Raw genomic sequence first — 22,135 nt, 5'->3', positions numbered from 1 at the left:
ATGAATAAAAAAAATCAGCTCAATTGAGCTGATTTTTTTTACTGAGCCAGCGCTTTTTGAATATCATCTTCAATGCTTTCTGGTTTAGTTGTAGGTGCATATCGATTAAGCACTTTGCCATCTTTTCCAATCAAAAATTTGGTAAAGTTCCACTTAATTCCACTTCCTAAAATGCCTTTGCTGTTGTTGGTGAGATACCGAAAAATCACATGGGCTTCAGGACCTTTTACATCCACTTTAGCGAACATCGGAAAGGATACACCGTAATTTCTCTGGCAAAAACTACCAATTTCTTCGTGCGTACCCGGATCTTGCCCACCAAATTGATTACACGGAAATCCTAATACCTCAAAACCTTGATCTTTATACTTTTCATACAGCGCTTCCAACCCTGCAAATTGTGGCGTAAATCCACATTTGCTGGCTGTGTTGACTATCAATAGCACTTTACCTTCATAGTCCGAAAATTGCTTATTTTCCCCTTCTAGCAATTCTGCCTCAAATTGATAAATATTGGTCATGGATAGGTTTCCTCATCATTTTTTTCTTGGGTTTTTAATTCTAATGAAGCTGAGTTTACACAATAGCGAAGACCTGTAGGTTCAGGTCCATCCTCAAAAACATGACCTAGATGTGCGTCACAATGATGACAAACAATCTCAGTACGAATCATGCCATGTGAGTGATCGTCATGTTCTTCAATGACTGTTTGGTTGATTGGACGATAAAAACTAGGCCATCCACAACCACTGTCATATTTGGTTTCTGAAGTAAATAAAGGTTCGCCACAGCAACGACAAACATAAGTTCCTTCTTGTTTGGTATTCCAATATCGCCCTGTGAAAGCAGGCTCAGTTCCCTTTTGACGGGTAATGCGATACTCCTCTGGTGATAACTCTCTTTGCCATTCTCGGTCTGTTTTATTGAGTTTTCCCATGATTAACTCCTTTAAATCTTTGACATTCAATGTCATGCTTCAGTACCTTCATATTTACGCTAGAGCTTGAAAAATTTCTAGCTAAATTTCTACATAGATTGTGATATTTAGTAATCTATTTTTATTCACTCAAAAATAATTGGATGGGAATATGTCCGTTTTAGGTAACACTACTCCACGCGAAATTAAGAAATCGTCTAAGCTCGAGCATGTATGCTATGACATTCGTGGACCTGTGTTACGCGCCGCCAACGAAATGGAAGAAGCCGGACATAAGATAATTAAACTCAATATCGGCAACCCAGCGCCCTTCGGTTTTGAAGCACCTCAAGAAATTATCAATGATGTTGCGTTGAATTTACCAAATGCAATCGGCTATACAGACTCAAAAGGGATTTTCCCTGCCCGCAAAGCGGTTTGTCAGTATTATCAACAAAAAGGTATTTTCAATATGCATGTCAATGATGTGTATATTGGGAATGGTGTTTCTGAGCTGATTGTAATGGCTATGCAAGGCCTGTTAGATGACGGCGATGAAATGCTGGTGCCAATGCCAGATTATCCATTATGGACTGCTGCCGTTAATCTTTCTGGTGGCACAGCAATTCATTATAAATGTGATGAAGAAGATAATTGGTATCCTGATATTCAGGATATGGAAAACAAAATTACGCCTAATACTCGTGGGATCGTGATTATCAATCCGAACAACCCAACGGGTGCTGTTTATCCACGCCATGTCTTAGAAAAAATTGTCGCTCTTGCAAAAAAATATGACCTGATTTTATTTGCTGATGAGATCTACGATAAGATCGTTTACGATGGAATCGAACATGTATCGGTCGCTGCCCTTGCGGGTAATCAACTGTGTATTTCATTTAACGGATTATCTAAATCCTATCGAATCGCTGGATACCGTTCAGGCTGGATGGCAATTACGGGTGATAAGACACGTGCGGCAGATTATATTGAAGGTCTAGATATGCTCGCGTCAATGCGCCTGTGTGCTAACCATCAAGCTCAATACGCTATTCAAACTGCATTGGGTGGCTACCAGTCTATCAACGATTTAATTCGTCCAGGTGGTCGTTTGTATGAGCAACGCAATATTGCTTGGCAAATGTTGAATGAAATCCCAGGTGTAAGCTGCGTTAAACCTGAAGGTGCAATGTATTGTTTCCCTAAACTTGATCCTGAAATTTATCCTATTCAGGATGATGAACAGTTTATGCTTGACTTCCTCAAATCAGAAAAAGTTTTATTGGTTCAAGGTACAGGATTCAACTGGCCTACCCCTGATCATTTCCGTGTGGTGTTCTTACCTGCCGAAAATGAATTACGTGAAGCAATCAATCGTTTAGGAAGATTCTTAGCAAAAATGCGTTAATTCGGTCGTTTTATGTGAATGATGTATTTAAAACCCCCAGATTTCAATCTGGGGGTTTTATATTTAATATTTTGATTATTTCATGATATCAATTTCATTTTGATTATATACAAACACCCTTCTTTTCCTTTATCGTGATTAAGCATTATCCATGCACAATACTATAAAAAACATTTAGGAAAAAAGATGAAAAAGACGCTAACCGCACTGACTCTATCGATTGGCTTGTTATTACCCCTAGCGAGCTTTGCTAAAAATAACGTTGTCGTCGTTGCAACTGGGGGAACGATTGCTGGTGCTGGTGCTAGTTCAACCAACAGCGCCACTTACACTGCCGCAAAAGTTCCAGTAGATGACTTACTGAATGCCGTCCCTCAAATTAAAGATTTAGCCAATGTGAGTGGCGTACAAGCAATGCAAGTTGCTTCTGAAAGTATTACGGACAAAGAATTACTTTCCCTTGCCCGCCAAGTCAATGATTTGGTTAAAAAGTCAGATGTAAATGGTGTTGTGATTACACATGGCACAGATACTTTAGAAGAAACCGCTTTTTTTCTTAATCTAGTCGTACAAACGGAAAAACCTATTGTTGTTGTCGGCTCAATGCGCCCATCGACGGCTTTATCTGCGGATGGCCCACTAAATTTATATAGTGCAGTTGCTCTGGCAGCAGACCCGAGTGCAAAAAATAAAGGGGTATTCGTCCTTATGAACGATAGTATTTTTGCAGCTCGAGATGTGACTAAAGGCATTAATATTCATACTAATGCCTTTGTAAGCCAATGGGGAGCTTTAGGGACGTTAGTAGAATCTAAACCTTATTGGTTCCGAAGTTCTGTTAAGCGATTTAATCAGCGGTCAGAATTTAATATCGAGAATATTAAGGGTGATACACTCCCATTAGTTCAAATTGTCTATGGCTCTGGCAACATGATTCATGATGCTTATCAAGCGTATGCCAAGGCTGGGGTTAAAGCCATTGTCCATGCAGGTACAGGAAACGGCTCAGTCGCGAAAAATATTGTTCCCACGCTGAATCAACTTCAGCAAAGTGGTATACAAATTGTACGTTCTTCACGAGTGCCACAAGGATTCGTTCTCCGTAATGCCGAACAGCCAGATGACAAATATGGTTGGGTAGTTGCACATGACTTCAACCCTCAAAAAGCTAAAATTTTAACCGCGCTTGCTTTAACCAAAACCAAAGATGCAAAAGAAATACAACGCATGTTCTGGGAATATTAAGCCCAATTTTCATGTTATAAAAAAGTGCCGAATGGCACTTTTTTTGATTGATATAAAATCGCCTTTATTCAAATCGAAGATAATTTGTGCGAATCATATAAAATATCGTGGATTCTCAGCTCTAAATCACTTTGCATGATAAAATACGCTCTGCTCTTGTAAAGGACTCATCTATGCAGTTTGTTCATCTCGGTGTTCATACAGAATTTTCTATTACTGAATCAATCGTACGTATACCTGATCTAATGAAGTCTGCTGTACAGGATTCTATGCCTGCACTCGCGATGACAGATTTATCGAACTTACATGCAGCAGTGAAGTTTTATACCTCGTGTCTTAAAAAAGGGATTAAACCTATTTTAGGAAGTGTGATTCGTTTGAATGATGAATCACATCGTATGACTTTACTGGCGATGAATAATGAGGGTTGGCGTAGTTTAACTGAAGTAGTATCGCGCGGCTTTATTGAAGGACAACAACTCAGTATCCCGTGTGTAAAAAAAGAATGGGTGTTAGAACAAGCGCCGGGCATGATTGCACTTTTAGGGATTAAAAGTGATGTTGGAGAAATGCTGTGTTCAAGTAGCCCTGAAAAAGCTGAACCCTTACTTGAAGCTTGGATAGAAAAATTTGGCAATCGTGTCTATTTAGCACTCACGCGCACCAATCGCCCACAAGAAGAAGATTTTATTATTGAAGCTGTTAAATTAGCCGCAAAATATCAAATCGGTGTTGTCGCTCATAATGATGTTCATTTTATTAGAGAAGAAGACTTTGAAGCCCATGAAGCGCGCGTCTGCATCGCAGATGGCTATGTTTTAGGTGATAATCGTCGTCCACGTACTTACAGCCCTGAGCAATATTTCAAAACAACAGCGCAAATGGTGGAGTTATTTGCTGATATCCCCAGTGCTATTCAAAATACAGTTGAAATTGCTAAACGCTGTAATGTGACACTTCGCTTAGGTAAATACTTTTTACCTGACTATCCAATTCCTGAAGGTCATACAATTGATACCTTCTTTGCCCATTTGTCTAAAGAAGGATTAGAAGAACGTCTTAATCACCTCTATCCTGTGGAGAAACGTGGAGAAGACTGGCCTGAAATTCGCAAAGAATATGACGATCGATTAGATTTCGAAATCAAGATCATTAACTCGATGGGATTCCCAGGTTACTTCTTGATTGTCATGGACTTCATTCAGTGGTCCAAGAACAATGGCGTACCTGTAGGCCCGGGCCGTGGTTCAGGTGCAGGCTCATTAGTTGCATACAGTTTAAAAATTACAGATTTAGATCCACTACCATACGGACTTCTTTTCGAACGTTTCTTAAACCCTGAACGTGTTTCGATGCCAGACTTTGACGTGGATTTCTGTATCGCAGGTCGTGATCGTGTAATTGATTATGTAGCACGAACTTATGGGCGTGACGCTGTATCTCAAATTGCAACATTTGGTACGATGGCAGCGAAAGGTGCAATTCGAGATGTTGCACGAGTTTTAGGTAAGTCTTACGGCTTAGCAGATCGTATTTCTAAAATGATCCCGACTAAACCTTTAGGTTTAAGTTTGGAAGAATCTTTAGAAGCAGAACCACAACTTAAAGATATTGTAACCAACCCATCCAACCCAGATTATGAAGATGCATCAGAAATCTGGGAAATGGCGCTTAAACTTGAAGGAATAACGCGTAACACTGGTAAGCACGCAGGTGGTGTTGTAATCGCACCGACCAAGATTACGGACTTCTCAGCTGTACTGTGTGACGAAGATGGTACCGGTCGTGTTGCTCAATTTGATAAAGACGATGTTGAGGCGGCAGGACTTGTTAAATTTGACTTCTTGGGGTTGCGAAATCTTACTGTAATTGAAGATGCTATTCAGCACATTAACCAACGATTAAAGTTTGATATACCTCTAAAGATTGAGAATATTCCGCTAAATGACAAAGCTGCATATTCGATATTTGCCGAAGCAAATACCACTGCGGTATTCCAATTTGAATCCGTGGGCATGAAAAAAATGCTCAAGGAAGCACGCCCAAGTAAATTTGAAGAAATTATTGCCTTCGTGTCATTGTACCGCCCGGGTCCAATGGATCTAATTCCAGACTTTATTCACCGGATGCATGGTGGAGAGTTCGAATACTTACATCCCCTATTAGAAGGTGTATTAGAACCAACATACGGGATTATGGTATATCAAGAACAGGTCATGCAAGCAGCACAGTATTGTGCAGGATATAGTCTAGGTGGTGCGGACTTACTTCGTCGTGCGATGGGTAAAAAGAAACCTGAAGAGATGGTTAAACAACGCCAAATCTTTATTGAAGGTGCTGCAAAAAAAGATATCGATGAGCAAACGGCGAACCATATCTTTGACTATATGGAAAAATTTGCAGGCTATGGTTTCAACAAATCACATGCTGCAGCCTATGCATTGGTGGCTTATCAGACGGCTTGGTTAAAAGCACACTATCCTTCTGAGTTTATGTCCGCTGTACTGACTTCGGAAATGCAAAACACAGACAGTATTGTATTTTTGATTGATGACTGTCGTAACAATGGTCTCGATGTGTTACCACCTTCCGTCAATATGTCGATTTATCAATTCCATGCAATTGATGAAAAAACCATTGTATATGGTCTAGGTGCAATCAAGGGTGTTGGTGAAGCAGCAATGCAATCCGTGATTGATTCACGTAAGCAACTTGGACCTTATAAAGATTTATTTGATTTCTGCCATCGCATTGATCTGAAGAAAATCAATAAACGTACACTTGAAGCTTTGATTCGCTCAGGTGCATTAGATTGTCTCGGGCTTGAACGCGCGACTTTAATGGCTCAATTGCCTGAAGCGGTACAAGCAGCCGAACAAGCTCGTTCAAACCGCGAAACTGGCATTATGGATTTATTTGGTGAAGTTGAAGAAGTTCAACGTAAACCTACTAAACCTGTAAAACCTTGGTCTGATGAAGTCCGTTTAAAAGGTGAAAAAGACACCTTAGGTTTATATTTAACAGGACACCCGATCGATGTGTATCGCCCCGAGTTAAAAGCGTTTATTTCTAACAAAATTAATGAGCTGACTCCAACACGTCGTGGAGTAACTACTGTATTTGCCGGCTTGGTTGTGGATGTCGCAAATTTCCCTAACCGCATGATGATCACACTCGATGATGGTACTGCTCGAATCGAAGTCTCAGCAAATCATGAACGCTTCCAACGTTTTAAAGACGTTATTGTGAATGAAAGAGTGATCGTGATTGAAGGTGAAATTTATGAACGTGAAGGCTTCGACCGTCCGATGGGACGCCTTACTAAGGCGTTTACATTAAACGAAATTCGTCAAAAACGTGCGAATCACATCCTCATCAAATTACGACCTGAGCATATTCAGCCAAATCTTGGTCAAGAGCTTTCACAGATCATTCAACCATTTTGTAATGTAGATATGTGTCAGCATGTGCCATTACAAGTACAACTCGACTTTCCATATGCAACGGCTGATTTTCATTTACCACCGCAATGGAATGTCGCACCACTCGATGACTTATTGTTCAAACTGCGCGACTATTTTGGTAAAGAGGCCTTACATGTGGAGTATCATGTTAAATCAAAAGCTGCACGTTCCCACGCCGTAGAACCAAAATCAGAACCAGTCGTCACATCACATGCCTCTCCACCTGACCAGATCAGTATGGATGAAGCAATGGATCAATACATGACGGAAGTCAGTCAATACTCTTAATTTTGGAAGATTTATGAATTTAATTGATAATGCTGCTGTCTCAGCGCATTTGTCTCATGTGCGTATTGTCATGGTGAATACTACCCTGCCTGCGAATATCGGTAGCGCACTTAGAGCAATGAAAACCATGGGGCTTTCAAAATTGGTTTTAGTTGCACCTAAAACTTATCCTCATCCTGATATTGATGCACTTGCAGCCGGTGCAACCGATTTAATTGATCAAATTCAGATTGTAGAAACGCTTGAAGAAGCCATCGCAGATTGTCATTTAGTCTTTGGTACAAGTGCTCGTAGCCGAACTATTCCATGGCCTTTATTAGATGCTCGACCTGCTGCTGATAAATCGATGCAAGCGGTGATCAAAGAACAACAAGAAATTGCCGTAATATTTGGGCGCGAAGATCGCGGATTAACCAATGAAGAGTTGGCCTTGGCGAATTACCATGTGACCATCCCTGTGAATACAGACTATGGGGTACTCAATGTCGCTCAAGCCATTCAAATTATTTGCTATGAAATGCGAATGGCGACCACGGCTCTCATGGAACAAGTTGAAGATCCTCAAGCAGTTATGAAAGTGACTGATGAAGATTCTATGCATTGGGATGAGCCGTTGGTAACACATCAACAGATGGAACAATTTTATCCTCATTTTGAAAAAATGTTGCACGAAATCGAGTTTTTAGACCCAGAAAACCCACGATTATTGCCTTTACGCTTGCGTCGCTTATTCGGACGTATACAATTAGATCGTATGGAGTACCATCTTCTTAGAGGTATTTTCAGTCGTGTTCAGGCATTGAACAATGGCACATGGAAAAAGTCAGATTCTAAAGAGAAATCAAAAGATGCTTAAACAGCTTAAAGAAGATATTCAAGCTGTGTTCGCCCGCGATCCTGCGGCGCGCAACACATTTGAAGTTTTAACCACTTATCCCGGAATTCACGCACTGATTATGCATCGTGTTGCGCATGAGCTTTGGAAAAAAGAGTGTAAAACTTCTGCCCGCATGCTGTCTTCTTTTAGTCGTTTCGCAACTGGTATCGAAATTCACCCAGGTGCCAAAATTGGCAAACGTTTTTTTATAGATCACGGTATGGGTGTGGTCATTGGGGAAACAGCTGAAATTGGTGATGATGTGACGCTCTATCATGGCGTGACATTAGGTGGCACCACTTGGAATAAAGGCAAACGTCACCCAACTTTAGAAGATGGTGTAGTCGTTGGCGCAGGTGCGAAAATTTTGGGACCATTCACCGTGCATAAGAATGCGAAAGTAGGCTCAAATGCTGTGGTCACTAAAGAAGTCCCTGAAGGTGCTACTGCCGTAGGTAACCCAGCGCGATTTATTATCAAAAATCAGCAAAAAGATTTGGACAAAGAATCTGAACGACGCAATTATGCAGAAAGCATCGGTTTTCAGCCTTATGCGACAACCCAAGATCAATCAGATCCTATGTTAGAAGGTATGCGGGTATTGTTGGATCGTATACAGCACAATGAAAAGCGCATGAACACTCTATGTCAGCGACTTTCATTACTTGATCCAACATTTAATAACGCACAAAGTAATGGACAACCATTTAGCGCTGAAGAGTTAAAAATCATTGACGAAGTTCGTCGTGAGTGCGAAGCTCAAACTGCACAATCAAAAGCTTAATGTATAAGTTTGACTAAGTTAGGTGAATCTGAGTTGCATGTTGTTTCGACTTTTCATAGACTCAGATACAACCTGAACTAGAATTTAAAAACATAATATTGGAAGAAAATATGACGATTAAGCCCCTCATTGCCACCATGATCGCTGTTTCATTATTGAGTGCTTGTAGCTCTCCAGCAGTAAAAAAACAATCTAAAACAAACGATCCAATCGTCTTTTCTGAGCCTGATTTAAGTGCGCCATTTTATGCATTAAATCCTTTTAATTATAGCCAACCACCAGTATTCGAGCTTGAACTAAAAAAAGCTGCTGCTGCACCACTTCAAAAACTTGAGGTGACTGATCCTAATAATCCAAACAGAAAGATGATCCTCGACCAAAACAAATTAATCGTACCGACTGTGAATAGTTCACAACGTGCGATGAAATACACGGTTTTAGCGGGTCAAAATGAAATCGATATTACAGAAATTGATGACTTCCTCCAGATGGTTGAAGGTAAAGCACGTCACTATCCTCCTCGCTTTACAGATCGTCAAGAACGTCGCGGTTTTGAAGCTAAATTACGTGAAGTTTCAGCTCAACTAGATACTTTAGCAGCGAAAGATAACGCGTCATTCGATATCCTAATTCGTGCATTTAAAGCAAGTATATTGGGTCGTAACCTCGATCTTGGTTCTGCTTATACCACTAAATCATTAAAATATGCACAACAAATCCTGAAGATCAACAAAGAAGATGCTGAAGCGAACTTCTGGTTTGGTTTCTCTTTGTCTGAAGGTGGTGGTCAAAAAGAAGCTATTCCATATATCGATAAGGCCATCAAGGCAGGTGTTCAAGAAGCTTATCTCGTAGCTGTTAATAACTACCTCGCATTGAATCAAAAGAAAAATGCAATCACAACTTTAAAAAATTACAAAGTGAAATATCCTGAAGAAACTGAAGTTGCTGACCGCTTAATTCAAGAAATTGAGAAACAAGGTCGTTACAATGTTTGGCAAATTTTAAACAATCCAGCGAAATCATAATCTTATTTCATAAAAAAATAGACTGATCATTCAGTCTATTTTTTTTGGAGCTTATTTTTATATCCAAAAAAATAACGTATGCTCAGCGTTAATGATTCATGCTGACAGTTGAAAATATGTTTATGATGAACAATAAATACATTGGCGCCCTACTGATCGCAACACCACTATTTATGACAGGTTGCCAAGTCGTCAGTGTAAAAAATCAAGCGCTTAATGTCTCGATCGCGAATGAACGAGATAGCATATTAACGCGTAAAAAAATGAGTGAAGCGAGTCTGAATGTTCTCTCAATGACAGGCAGTGAGGCTGAAAGTTGTTCTAATGATCCCGATAAATGTGTATCTGATCTAAAAAAAATTAAACAAATTCAAGATGAACAACTTTATTCAACTGCAAGTGAAGCATATTTGACACGGGCATTAGCCCTCAGTAATTCTTCTGCTTGTAATACCAGTTTAATTAATAAATATCAGTCAGAAGAAAAGAAAAAAATTCATCAAGAAAACTATAGTCAATGTCTTGACCAACAGTTAGCAATGCTTGATAAAAGTATTCGTTATAGTTATGCCTATCTATTCAAGACAAAACGCCAACCAAGCGACCGTATTTTCGATAATAGACAAGTTCAAATACGAGATTTCTACAATCAAGCCTTGGCGAAAATGGTGATGACCTACGGTATGCGCTATACGGGTGAAAAAGTTCCCAAACAAATAAAAATTGGTGAAAGCATTTATACCATCAACTATGACCATTACCCTCAGATTGCTAATCAAAAATTAGATAGCCTGCTTTCAAGCTACAATCTCAATTTTAGTGGCTTGCGTTCGATTAACCGTCGGGATGGTTTCGGTGCGGAATTTGTCGCAACGCTTCCAGCGCCAGAGCGAAATAGCGATTCAGGTAAATATATTGTAGATCCATTAAATCACGCTTATAAAAATGGTCGTAATCCTAACATTCATCCGCCACGTTATCTTTCAGTCACGATGACCGCTGAGCCTGCGCGTCAAAGTAATGTAGAGAATATTCTGAATGACCCGCATTTCACCCTGAATATTTATGATCCTTATGGATTAGATCAATTAAAAGTAGGTGGAAAAGTTTATCCTTTAGCTGCGAATTACTCTGCACCTTATGGTTTGTGGCTTGCCGAAAATAACTTAGGTGCTGCTGCATATTTGAGTTTGATTGATCGTGACAATACAATCACAATGCCCCATCTCTTTATGCTCGAACCCTATAATCCAAACAAAAAAATTATTGTTTTGGTGCATGGACTTGCAAGCAGTCCAGAAGCTTGGATTGCATTAACCAATGACATTATGGGAGATAATGTTCTAAGAGAGCATTATCAAGTTTGGCAAGTATTTTACTCAACCAATATGCCAATTTTAGAAAGTCGCTTTCAGGTGAATGCGATCATTCAACAAGCATTTAATTCACTTGATCAATCTACGGCGTCAGCTAAAGATGCAGTTCTGATTGGACATAGTATGGGTGGTATTATTTCAAGATTATTGGTGAGCCAAGCTGATTTAACACAACCTGCATTGTCTCAATTAAAAAATTCTCAAATTAGCCGTTTTAAGAATGAACCGTTATTTAAAGCTCGTTTACAAATCAAACCTGTGCCACAATTTAATCGTGCTATTTTCTTAGCAGCACCGCACAGAGGCACAGATTATGCTGATCGTTGGTTTACACGAGCTGCGCGTAAAGTGATCAAATTGCCAGGTGCATTTTTGGGTGCATTTGCTGAATCGCTCTCAGATAAAGATATTAATATTAAACATTTTGTCAAAGACTTAGGTCATGGATTGATTCAAAATGGTCCGAGTGATCTGAGTCACAACTCTCCTTTCACCAAATTAACCTCACCTGTGACGCCAATTAAAGGATTTAAATTTCACTCCATCATGGGGAATGTGACTGAGAGTAAAGATCCTACTGTTATGTCAGATGGGATCGTGCCTTATCAGAGTGCGCATCTTAAAGGGGCACAATCTGAGATTATTATCAAAGGTGGTCACTCAATTCAGGAAACGCCTGAAGCTGTGTTGGAATTAAGACGAATCCTAAGACTTCATTTGACAGAGCTTGGAATTGCCAAATAACGATTTCCTTTAGCTTTTATCAGCCGATGTATCAAAGATGCATCGGCTTTTTGTTTTTATAGTCCCAAAGGACGACTTTTGAATCCCACTCATATTTTTAACTACCTTCTCTATAAAATATTTGAGAAAAAATGGATAACGATTAGAACAAACTGGATAGCCTGACTCCGTTAATCACTGTTCAATAGATTCAAAGATAAATGAAATCAAGTGATATAAGGAGTTAGACCATGGGATCTCGTAGCAGCATCGAATGGCATGATTTTATTGAAGGATGTATCGATTTTCGACCAGAGGATGGCGTCTATCGTATCGCACGTGACATGTTTACTGAACCAGAACTTTTTGATCTAGAAATGGAAATGATCTTTGAAAAGGTATGGATCTACGCGTGTCATGAAAGTGAAATTCCAAAACCAAATGACTTTGTCACTGTTCAAATTGGTCGCCAACCGCTCATCATTAACCGTGATGGTCAAGGTAATTTAAATGCAATGGTCAATGCCTGCGAGCACCGTGGTGCTACATTGACCCGAGTTGCTAAAGGTAATCAATCCACATTTACCTGCCCGTTCCATGCTTGGTGTTACAAATCGGATGGTCGCCTCGTAAAAGTTAAAGCTCCTGGTGAGTATTGTGATGACTTTGATAAATCTTCACGAGGTCTAAAAAAAGCACGTATTGCAAGTTATAAAGGATTTGTCTTCGTTAGTTTAGATACAACAGCTACAGACACCTTAGAAGATTATTTAGGTGATACACGTGTTTTCCTTGATCTTATGGTTGAACAATCACCTACAGGTGAATTAGAAGTTTTACCGGGTAAATCAGCATATACCTTTGCTGGAAACTGGAAGCTACAAAATGAAAATGGTGTAGATGGCTACCACGTAAGTACTGTTCACTATAACTATGTCTCTACAGTTCAATATCGTCAGCAACTGAATGCACAAAAAGGGACAGGACCAAAGGACACACTTGATTACAGTAAATTAGGTGCTGGTGATGACACAACTGATGATGGTTGGTTCTCATTTAAAAATGGTCATAACGTTTTGTTTAGTGACATGCCTAACCCAACTGTACGTCCTGGTTACGCAACTGTGATGCCATATCTGGTTGAAAAATATGGTCAAAAACGTGCTGAATGGGCAATGCATCGTCTCAGAAACTTGAACTTATACCCAAGCCTTTTCTTTATGGATCAAATCAGTTCGCAACTTCGTATTATTCGTCCAGTTGCGTGGAATAAAACTGAAGTCATTAGCCAGTGTATTGGTGTTAAAGGTGAGTCGGCTGAAGCACGTCGTAACCGTATTCGTCAATTCGAAGATTTCTTCAACGTATCGGGCTTAGGCACACCTGACGATTTAGTCGAATTCCGTGAACAACAGCGTGGTTTCCAAGCTCGTTTAGAACGCTGGAGTGACATTTCGCGCGGTTATCACAAGTGGAATTATGGCGACAGCCCGAATGCTCAAACATTAGGGATCAAACCAGTCATCACGGGTACTGAAATCACTCAAGAAGGTTTATATGTCAATCAACACCAAGTTTGGCGCGATCTCATGTTAAAAGGCTTAAAAAATAAAGCACTTAAACTCACTGAAGATACTTCTGAACCACACGAATGCCCTGCATCACAAGCGACAACTGAGGAGGCTTAATCATGACACAAGCTCTTGTACATCAAGTTTCTCAATTTTTATATGAAAAATCTGCGCTTTGTGACAACTATGAATGGGACGCATATCTAGAACTCTATGACGAAGACAGCGAATACCACATTCCACAATGGATTAGTGACCATGAATACGTCACTGATCCAAACCAAGGGCTTTCATATATCTATTATGAAAATCGTGCTGGCCTTGAAGATCGCGTATTCCGTATAGGAACTGGTAAAGCTGCATCAGCTACGCCCCTTCCGCGTCTCATGCATGCGATTCACAACATCCGTGTAAAAACACTTGAAGACGGATTATTAGAAGTTAAAGCGGGTTGGTCGACATTCTATAACCGCCAAGGTTTAGAAGGCTATTTTTACGGGCATGTCACTTATATCCTTCGTCAACATGAAGACACTTTCCGCATTCGTAAACAGCACACCATTTTGTTGAATGACAAAATTGATTCTGTGCTCGACTTCTATCACGTTTAAGGAGTAAAAGAATGAGTCATTCTGTTGCACTCAACTTTGCAGATGGTAAAACGTTCTTTATCTCTGTGAATAATGATGAGCTTTTACTTGATGCTGCGTTCCGTCAAGGTATCACATTGCCTTTAGACTGCCGTGAAGGCGTTTGCGCAACCTGTCAAGGGCAATGTGAAAGTGGCAATTACACTCAAGATTATGTCGATGAAGAAGCATTAACCGAACGTGATCTGGCAGAGCGTAAAATTTTAGCTTGTCAAACACGAGTGCAATCGAATGCTGCATTCTATTTCGATCATGACTCAAGTTTCTGTAATGCTGGTGAAACACTTCAACTCGAAACCAAAGTGACTCACGTAGAATTAGTCTCTGAAACTACGGCAATCATTCATGTAGATGCCAGTCAACATACGCAGAAAATTGATTATTTACCGGGTCAATATGCTCGATTAAAAATTCCTGGTGCAAATGATTGGCGTTCTTATTCCTTTGCCAATTTACCCAATGAAGGTAATCAATTACAGTTTTTAATTCGCTTACTCCCGCAAGGTCTCATGAGTGACTATCTGCGAGATCGAGCAAAAGTTGGGGATACAATTTTACTCGAAGCGCCTTTAGGAAGTTTTTATCTTCGCGAAGTGGAAAAAGAAAAGCCATTAGTCTTTGTCGCAGGAGGTACTGGATTGTCAGCATTTTTAGGAATGCTAGATCAAATTGTGAAACAACCTCAAATTCCACCAGTACAACTATATTATGGTGTAAACAAAGAGCAAGATTTGTGTGAACAAGAAAGGTTAAAAGCATACTCAGCTAAGATTCCACACTTTGAGTATCATCCCGTAATCGGACAACCTTCTAATGATTGGACTGGAAAAAAAGGATTTATCCACGAACATTTAGATCAATCGCAATTAAGCGAATCAGCATTCGATATGTATTTGTGTGGTCCGCCACCAATGATCGATGCTGTCAAAAATTGGTTAGCTGATCACCAGATAGACAACGGACGTGTTTACAGTGAGAAGTTTATTCAAAGTCATAGCTCAAGATAATTAAATGAGCTGATGACAATCACTAAGGACTATCGTTAATATTCTTTGCAAACGATAGTCCTTTTTTGTTCTAACGTTTGAATATATGGAAATTTTAAATGCAAAAAATAATTGTAAATGACGTTATTGATCGGGAAAAAATGTCCCCTTTACAATGGACAGTTTTCTTTCTGGGGTTTTTGGTTTTTTTCTGTGATGGATTAGACACTGGCATCTTAGGCTTTATTGCACCAGCATTGTTAGATGATTGGGGGATTTCAAAACCAGATCTAGCACCTGTGCTCAGTGCGGCCTTAGTAGGCATGTCGATCGGCGCCATTATCTCAGGACCATTATCAGATAAATTTGGACGCAAGGGTGTCATCGTAATGACGACTTTGTTGTTTTCAATTTTCACCATCATGTGTGGATTTGCTTCTAACACACAAGAACTTATGATCTATCGTTTTATTACAGGGGTCGGACTTGGTGCGGCTATGCCGAATATCAGCACAATGGTATCCGAATACATGCCTCTAAAACGTAAAGCATTCCTGACCGGATTAGCAGGTTGCGGATTTATGTTAGGGATCTCAAGTGGCGGTGTCTTATCTGCGTTCTTATTAGAGAATCAAGGGTGGGCAAATGTCATTATTATTGGCGGTGTAATCCCACTCATTGTATTGGTATTTTTGATTACCAAGTTACCTGAATCACCTCAATACCTCATCAAACAAAATCGTCAAGAAAAAGCAAAACCAATTCTTGAGAAGATTCACGGTCAAACATTTGATCAAAGTACTGTATTTGTTCTACCTGAAGCAGAAGTATTAGATCCTAAACAAAGCCCTGTTAAAATTTTGTTTAGCAAATACTTTTGGGGTTCGGCAATGCTTTGGCTGTGTTGCTTTACCAGCCTAATGGTGTTTTATCTGTTAACCAGCTGGATGCCAACTATTCTTAAAACCGCTGGATTTACAACAGAGCAGTTTAGTTTAATTGCAGCGATTTTCCCATTCGGCGGTGTAATAGGTGCATGCTTTATGGGGTGGTATATGGATAAAGTTAATCCAAATACTGTGATTAAATATTCTTATCTCGCAGCATTTGTATTGTTCTTCGTTGCAGCATTCGTAAGCCAAAGTATTGTTTTACTCGGTATTGCAATTTTCTTAATTGGCGCATTATTAGTGGGTGCTCAATCATCACTACTTCCATTAACAGCACTGTTCTACCCTTCAGTGTGCCGCGGTGTAGGTGTTTCATGGATGCATGGTATTGGTCGTATCGGTGCGATCTTAGGTGCGTTCTACGGATCACTGATTTTTACTTTTGAATTATCTCTTGCAGGTATTTTCTATGTCCTAGCAATTCCGACATTTATTTCGTTTATTGCGCTCGCATTAAAAGGACTAAAACAACCTGAATCAGCCAATACTGCAACTGCAGAGGTAACGCAGTAATCTCAACTCAGTCATTAAAAAGCCCCAATCAAGGGGCTTTTTTTTTAAACCATTATTTTAAGTGTTTCACTCGGGAGAACCCCATATTTGGCTTTGTATTCTTGAGAAAATCGTCCTAAATGTCTGAATCCCCAGTCATAAGCCAATCTCGAAATGGAAATATTTGCATTGTTCTGCAGCAAAGCATGATGAATCTGTTCAAGTCTATAGTTTTTTAAATAATCCATAGGACTCATATGCAGCGCTTGTTGAAACTCACGGTATAAAGTCGATTTTGAAGTTCCCGATATCATGACTAAATCTGATGCATCCAACTCTTGATCAGCAAAACGATGGATAAACTCTCTGACCACCATGACTGGCTTCGGAAGCTGATACTCTTGGAGCGATCTTAATTCATTGGAATAATTATTCTGCTGGGTTAAAAGCAAAGCCTTAATCAAAAAACTTTCATAATCTTGAGAAAGCAGATTTAAACCATCAAAACGAGAATAATCTTGCCTGAGCGATAAACATTGTTGAATATTATTCCACCACAATCTTAGGAAGTTATCTTCACTAAATGGCATATCTGGCTCAAAAATCACCCGCTCTTTAACAGGTTTAGAAAGCAAATTGGAAAGTACAGATTTGACACTTTCTTCAGGAATCACCACTTGAAATTTTTTACAATTACGGTGAATGATGAGTTCTTGCTGATCCTGACTAGAAACAATGATTCCATTATTACTATGTGATAAATGAGTTTCTCCATTCATACGCAATGTTTGCTGTCCATGAATAGGCAAACTGATACTGTATGCACCTAGCTGCTGAATTTGAATAGATACATCTGTGCCATAACTGATACAGCCAATTGCCATTTTTTTACTCGGCAAGCGTATACCTGAATAATGAAAATCAAGCTGATCTTTACGAGCAGTTTCTAATTGATGTGAACCACAAATAAGGCTCATTAATCGTTGAGCAACATTCAATTCACGCGATGCGTGACTAAGATCCTTATGTTGGCTGAGTGTGATCATCCTGTTCACCTAGCTATTTTGAATCATGATAAATACTATAAAACATTTTTAATAATAATGTCGAAATAAAGTCTCTTCGCTTCGACTAAATATTTAAATATATTTTTGAACACAGATTAGTAAATTAAAAAATACTAATTTGGTATCTTATATTACTTAATAGGTATTTTAATTTTTTATTATTTTTCATTAACTTATATTAAAATTACAATGATAAAAAATTCGGTTTTATTTGACATTCAGCGATTATAGAGATAGATTTTTAAATAACGTCCTAAGGATAGGACTGATATAAATAAATGTAATTTTTTCAATTACCACTATAGCTATTAAATTTTAAAATTATTATTTCTGGTCTGAATATTGCTTCATTTATTTATATCGTAAATCTCATTCCATGATATCAATTTAACACTACTGTCATGGTACGGACTACTAATGAGCCAAAAGGATTCACAATGAACCAGCTTCATTCCTCTCAGCTAACTGGGCAAAATTTTAGTAATGAATCAATTTTCAACAGTCAAAACTTGGTCTTCAATCAAGCAGATTTGAGCGAAACTTGTAAAAATGTAGGGCAAATTTTTAAGCCTCATGCTCTAAAAGTGTTAAAATCAGCTAAAAATTTTAGTGCAAGCATGCATCATGTTCAAACTGGGGCTCTTTCTATCAGCCGCTTGGAATATGGCGCAGATGTATTGATCGAACCAGATCAACTTGAAAAGTTTTATCTTATTCAGATTCCTACTCGAGGCTATGCTGAAATTGAATTTGGTCAAGATAAATTTATTTCATACTCAGAAGTAGCGTCAATTATCTCACCTGACCAGTCACTCAGAATGCGCTGGCGTGCTCACTCCCCTCAACTCATTCTCAAAATTTCAAAAGATGATTTTGCACATCATTGTCAGCAACATATCGTGAAATCTGAACAAAAAAATGTAATTTTTAATCCTCGACTTGATTTTACCACCCAATCTGGTGGTTATTTTCTGCAACTTTTAAGAACCATGATGGATGCACTTAAATGTGAGCATCATCCTCTCCACCACCCACTTGCATTTAAGCAGTTTGAATCAAATCTATTTAATGCGCTAATTTATGGACAACCAAATAATGCTTTTTTTAAAGCAAATTCTCATCATGAGAAAAAATTAGCGCCCTACTTTATCAAACGTGCTGAAGCATACATTCACCACCACTTACATGAACCACTCAACATAGAAGTCTTGGCTGAACAATCAGGTGTAAGTGCACGAACACTCTTTGCAGGATTCAAAAACCATTTTGGCATTACCCCTATGGCATATTTACGTGAGCTTCGTTTTGAACAAGCTCATCTTGAACTGATGAATAATGAACATGCCACGGTCACTGATGTTGCATTTAAGTGGGGCTTTACTCATTTAGGTCGTTTTTCACAAGAGTACAAACGTCGTTATGGCGAGCTGCCATCATCAACGCGTAAGATTACACAAAATTCACTCTTCTCTTAATTTTATGTCTGTCAATAAAAAAGCCTGTGAAATCACAGGCTTATTTGATTAGAAGTGATGAATGTATCGAATTTGAAATCGATCGCCTTCAGTTCTATTTTTTGCATCATGCTCGAAATATGCATTTGCGATGACATGATTTTTTGGCGAGTGACTATACATAAGTCCAGGTCCAACTGCCCACACACTTTCTTTGCGACCATCGACTTTTACACCATCAACTTTAGTATCGGTAAGCTGTTTTAAATAGTACCCACTTAAACCCAATCGAATCTGATCATGTACAGCATATTCAGATGCTAGGTTAATGTGTACTGCTTGCCCCGCTTGGATGTCATCAGCAGCACCAAAACCATAAGTTGGATCATCATTTTTAAAATTATACAAATAATGAGCGCGTGTCGAAGCTGTCCATTTCGGATTAAACCAATACGTTGCAGCCCAATATGGATTGAAGGAAAATGCATTATTACCCGGATTAATATCACGGTTTTGCTGATATTCCCCTGTTGGCAAATTTAGCTGAAATTCAATTCGATGAACAAATTTTGGTCCCTGTTCACCCATGACTGGATCAAACTGGAGAAATGGACCAATCATCAAATCTCCAAATCCACTTTGAGCTTTTAAGGCTTGATTATTTAAACCATCGTCAACACTGATTTTACTTAAATAAGGGATAAGTAAATTCAGACCTAGACTTGAATGAGCAGTCGGTTTATAGGTCGACATGTAACTTAATTGCTCGACAATCACTTGATAATTTAAATCTGTTTTGGGCAGCGGAAGCCTTTGTCCACTCGCATCTCTCAACTTATCACTGTCATAATGTTGAAAATACGTTTGCGAATACCAACCAGGTCCAGCTGGTAGTCCACCATCTAGAAAGCTGGTCATACCCAAATTCACAGTCGGTAAATCATAAGCAAGAACATGTGATGAGTTTGCTGTAGTAAACAAGGTTAAAGCACTTAATATAATTTTATTTTTCATGTGTATTTCCCATAAAAAACCACGATTATTCATCGTGGTTTTTAAAGCAATGATTAAAGGTCTGGATGGCACGCTGCAACTTGGTAACGACCAGCATGAAATACTAAGGGCTCACCAGCAGTTTGTTGATATTTTTGAATTTCACCGATAAAAATCAAGTGATCGCCACCTTCGTATTGCTGTACATTTTTACAAACAAGTGTAGCAAGTGCTTCGTTCAGTAATGGAACACCTGTATCACATTCACCATGATCAACTGTGGCAAACTTATCTTGTGCACCACGGGCAAAATGGGTAGAAAGCTGATGCTGCTCCTTCGTTAACATATGAACTGCAAAGTGCTCAGCTGCAACAAAATCAGGCAAACTTGGTGCTGTTTTCGACAAGCTCCACAACACAAGCGGTGGATCTAATGACAACGAAGAAAATGAATTGGCTGTCATACCCACTTTTCGTCCATCGGTTCCACGTGTGGTGATTACGGTAACACCTGTGGCAAACTGACCAAGAAGATTGCGAATCTCGCGAGGATTACTGACGTCAATCTCTTGCAGATTAATTTTATCTAATACATCCATTTTTAACACCTCAGTTCCATCAAGCCACTTGAGAAACTTGATCTGATTCTAATAATTCTTTCGCTGCGTTTTCGTCAAACCACCACGGTGAAAAGTTACGTGGATCATCAAAATTATTAACGATCTGAGAAGCTAAATTGTGATTTTGAGAGGCTGCACCCAGTAGCTCAACAACATGAGGTCGAGGTGGAACCAATAAACTATTTGTCCAGCTCACGACTTTTTCAGCATATGACCAATATTTCTCAAACGTTGACTCCATCCAATCTTCAGTAAACGGTTGATTACCGTGTGCTAAGATCGCATCGAAATAAACCTTGCTACACTTAGCTGCATTATTTGATCCTTGACCTGTGATTGGATCATTCACCACCAATGCATCTGCCATTCCAAATATTTTTTTACCAGAAGCCAATGTCATGACAGGTTTACGTACCGTTGGTGGGAAACGTCCTGCTAAATATCCGCCATGATCTGTCAGCGTTACGTCTTGACAACGCTCATATTCCCACGGCAAATGTTGTTTCAGAATTTCTAAGCTTTTATTTAAATGTTCTTCTGGTGTTTTAACTTCAGCCCAGCAATCCATAGGACCATTAGGAATCCCTTCAAAAACCATAATGTCACATGGACCATTTACTGTAAGCGCAGGAAAACAAAAATACTCACCCACCCCAGGAATAATATTAAAGCTCACTCTCGAGTATGGCGAAATTGGCTTCATTCCATTCACATAAGTCAAAGCCAATGCACGCTGAGGTTTGTCAAAAGTACTTCGTTCTGCGTCACGTACAAACTCTTTAACCACTTCACCTTTACCCGCAGCCAAGAGCACTAATTCATACTCGTCAGCCAAATGTTCTAATTCGTTTAGACCAACGTCTTGGAGAACAAACTTGCCTCCACGGCGCTGAAACTCTTCAAGCCAATAAGGCATCTTGACACGTTGATCAACAGATTGAGCATAACGCTCTAATCGCGCACTCCATTTAAATGCTCTTTCACCACTTGCTGGATCAACCAAAGCAAAACTAATACCTTCTACCGCTGGACAATGCTCTTCCCAAAAATTTAATCCTAAATCACGCTCAGTCTGTAACGCAGTATGGAACATACATTGACTAGACATGACTTTACCTTGACGAATCTCATCAGGAGTTTTATTCGACAAAATCGTGATGTCATATCCCTTATCAAGCAGTCCTAATCCAAGTTGAAGTCCTGACTGACCTGCACCAACAATTGCAATTTTTCTCATCTTTAT

Annotated in this window: 18 protein-coding genes; 12 read left to right on the top strand and 6 right to left on the bottom strand. The window is 39.3% G+C overall.

The features are described from left to right. Positions 1-38: 38 nt before the first annotated feature. Together AC1M9B_RS11310 and msrB are read right to left on the bottom strand one after the other, a co-directional pair. On the bottom strand, positions 39-521 hold the full coding sequence (locus tag AC1M9B_RS11310) for a glutathione peroxidase (protein WP_035266096.1): 483 nt from the start codon (positions 519-521) through the stop codon (positions 39-41). Further along, positions 518-937, bottom strand: coding sequence for a peptide-methionine (R)-S-oxide reductase MsrB (msrB, locus tag AC1M9B_RS11305; RefSeq protein WP_035266138.1), 420 nt, complete (start codon positions 935-937; stop codon positions 518-520). The genes AC1M9B_RS11310 and msrB overlap by 4 nt, the downstream gene beginning before the upstream one ends. Before the next feature lie 151 nt (positions 938-1,088). On the opposite strand from msrB, the gene AC1M9B_RS11300 reads away from it, so the two are divergent. From AC1M9B_RS11300 to AC1M9B_RS11250, 11 genes are all read left to right on the top strand, one after another. Then, positions 1,089-2,324: a pyridoxal phosphate-dependent aminotransferase gene (locus AC1M9B_RS11300; protein WP_481609120.1), complete on the top strand. Its 1,236-nt coding sequence runs from the start codon at positions 1,089-1,091 to the stop codon at positions 2,322-2,324. Between the two features lie 186 nt (positions 2,325-2,510). Next, positions 2,511-3,569 carry a type II asparaginase gene (locus AC1M9B_RS11295; protein ID WP_481609119.1) on the top strand — a complete coding sequence of 353 codons (1,059 nt, stop codon included), beginning with the start codon at positions 2,511-2,513 and terminating at the stop codon, positions 3,567-3,569. Between the two features lie 173 nt (positions 3,570-3,742). Beyond that, positions 3,743-7,321: a DNA polymerase III subunit alpha gene (gene dnaE, locus AC1M9B_RS11290; RefSeq protein ID WP_481609118.1), complete on the top strand. Its 3,579-nt coding sequence runs from the start codon at positions 3,743-3,745 to the stop codon at positions 7,319-7,321. Between the two features lie 13 nt (positions 7,322-7,334). Beyond that, on the top strand, positions 7,335-8,177 hold the full coding sequence (locus AC1M9B_RS11285) for an RNA methyltransferase (protein WP_092767753.1): 843 nt from the start codon (positions 7,335-7,337) through the stop codon (positions 8,175-8,177). Continuing rightward, positions 8,170-8,982, top strand: coding sequence for a serine O-acetyltransferase (gene cysE / locus AC1M9B_RS11280; protein ID WP_035266113.1), 813 nt, complete (start codon positions 8,170-8,172; stop codon positions 8,980-8,982). The genes AC1M9B_RS11285 and cysE overlap by 8 nt, the downstream gene beginning before the upstream one ends. Before the next feature lie 110 nt (positions 8,983-9,092). After that, the gene (locus AC1M9B_RS11275; RefSeq protein WP_481597795.1) at positions 9,093-10,010 is read left to right on the top strand and encodes an ABUW_2363 family tetratricopeptide repeat lipoprotein; all 918 of its coding nucleotides are present in this window, start codon (positions 9,093-9,095) and stop codon (positions 10,008-10,010) included. Positions 10,011-10,126: 116 nt separating this feature from the next. Next, entirely contained in the window at positions 10,127-12,130 is a 2,004-nt protein-coding gene (locus tag AC1M9B_RS11270; protein ID WP_481609140.1) for an esterase/lipase family protein, read from the top strand. Positions 12,131-12,360: 230 nt separating this feature from the next. Beyond that, on the top strand, positions 12,361-13,797 hold the full coding sequence (antA, locus tag AC1M9B_RS11265) for an anthranilate 1,2-dioxygenase large subunit (protein ID WP_035266117.1): 1,437 nt from the start codon (positions 12,361-12,363) through the stop codon (positions 13,795-13,797). Between the two features lie 2 nt (positions 13,798-13,799). Next, positions 13,800-14,291, top strand: coding sequence for an anthranilate 1,2-dioxygenase small subunit (gene antB / locus AC1M9B_RS11260; protein WP_035266119.1), 492 nt, complete (start codon positions 13,800-13,802; stop codon positions 14,289-14,291). 11 nt (positions 14,292-14,302) lie between these two features. After that, positions 14,303-15,337, top strand: a complete 1,035-nt coding sequence (gene antC, locus AC1M9B_RS11255; RefSeq protein ID WP_481609117.1) for an anthranilate 1,2-dioxygenase electron transfer component AntC — start codon at positions 14,303-14,305, stop codon at positions 15,335-15,337. 98 nt (positions 15,338-15,435) lie between these two features. Then, on the top strand, positions 15,436-16,779 hold the full coding sequence (locus AC1M9B_RS11250) for an MFS transporter (RefSeq protein WP_092767747.1): 1,344 nt from the start codon (positions 15,436-15,438) through the stop codon (positions 16,777-16,779). A 44-nt stretch (positions 16,780-16,823) separates the two neighbouring features. Here the strand turns inward: AC1M9B_RS11250 and AC1M9B_RS11245 are convergent, their stop codons facing one another. Next, positions 16,824-17,804, bottom strand: a complete 981-nt coding sequence (locus AC1M9B_RS11245; protein WP_481593673.1) for an AraC family transcriptional regulator — start codon at positions 17,802-17,804, stop codon at positions 16,824-16,826. 458 nt (positions 17,805-18,262) lie between these two features. On the opposite strand from AC1M9B_RS11245, the gene AC1M9B_RS11240 reads away from it, so the two are divergent. After that, positions 18,263-19,300 carry an AraC family transcriptional regulator gene (locus tag AC1M9B_RS11240; RefSeq protein WP_092767742.1) on the top strand — a complete coding sequence of 346 codons (1,038 nt, stop codon included), beginning with the start codon at positions 18,263-18,265 and terminating at the stop codon, positions 19,298-19,300. Positions 19,301-19,348: 48 nt separating this feature from the next. Here AC1M9B_RS11240 and AC1M9B_RS11235 read toward each other — a convergent pair whose 3' ends face one another. Genes AC1M9B_RS11235 through AC1M9B_RS11225 form a run of 3 tightly spaced genes read right to left on the bottom strand, consistent with a single transcriptional unit; the run spans position 19,349 to position 22,129 of the window. Then, entirely contained in the window at positions 19,349-20,293 is a 945-nt protein-coding gene (locus tag AC1M9B_RS11235) for a SphA family protein (RefSeq protein ID WP_481609116.1), read from the bottom strand. Positions 20,294-20,346: 53 nt separating this feature from the next. After that, positions 20,347-20,871 (bottom strand): flavin reductase family protein, encoded by a 525-nt coding sequence (locus AC1M9B_RS11230; protein WP_481609115.1) that lies wholly within the window; start codon positions 20,869-20,871, stop codon positions 20,347-20,349. Positions 20,872-20,890: 19 nt separating this feature from the next. Beyond that, positions 20,891-22,129 carry a styrene monooxygenase/indole monooxygenase family protein gene (locus AC1M9B_RS11225; protein ID WP_481609114.1) on the bottom strand — a complete coding sequence of 413 codons (1,239 nt, stop codon included), beginning with the start codon at positions 22,127-22,129 and terminating at the stop codon, positions 20,891-20,893. Between the last annotated feature and the right edge of the window lie 6 nt (positions 22,130-22,135).

The organism is Acinetobacter sp. ANC_7513 (assembly GCF_056779915.1).
The sequence above is the reverse complement of the archived record's forward strand: the minus strand, read 5'-3'. Positions and strand labels throughout refer to the sequence as shown.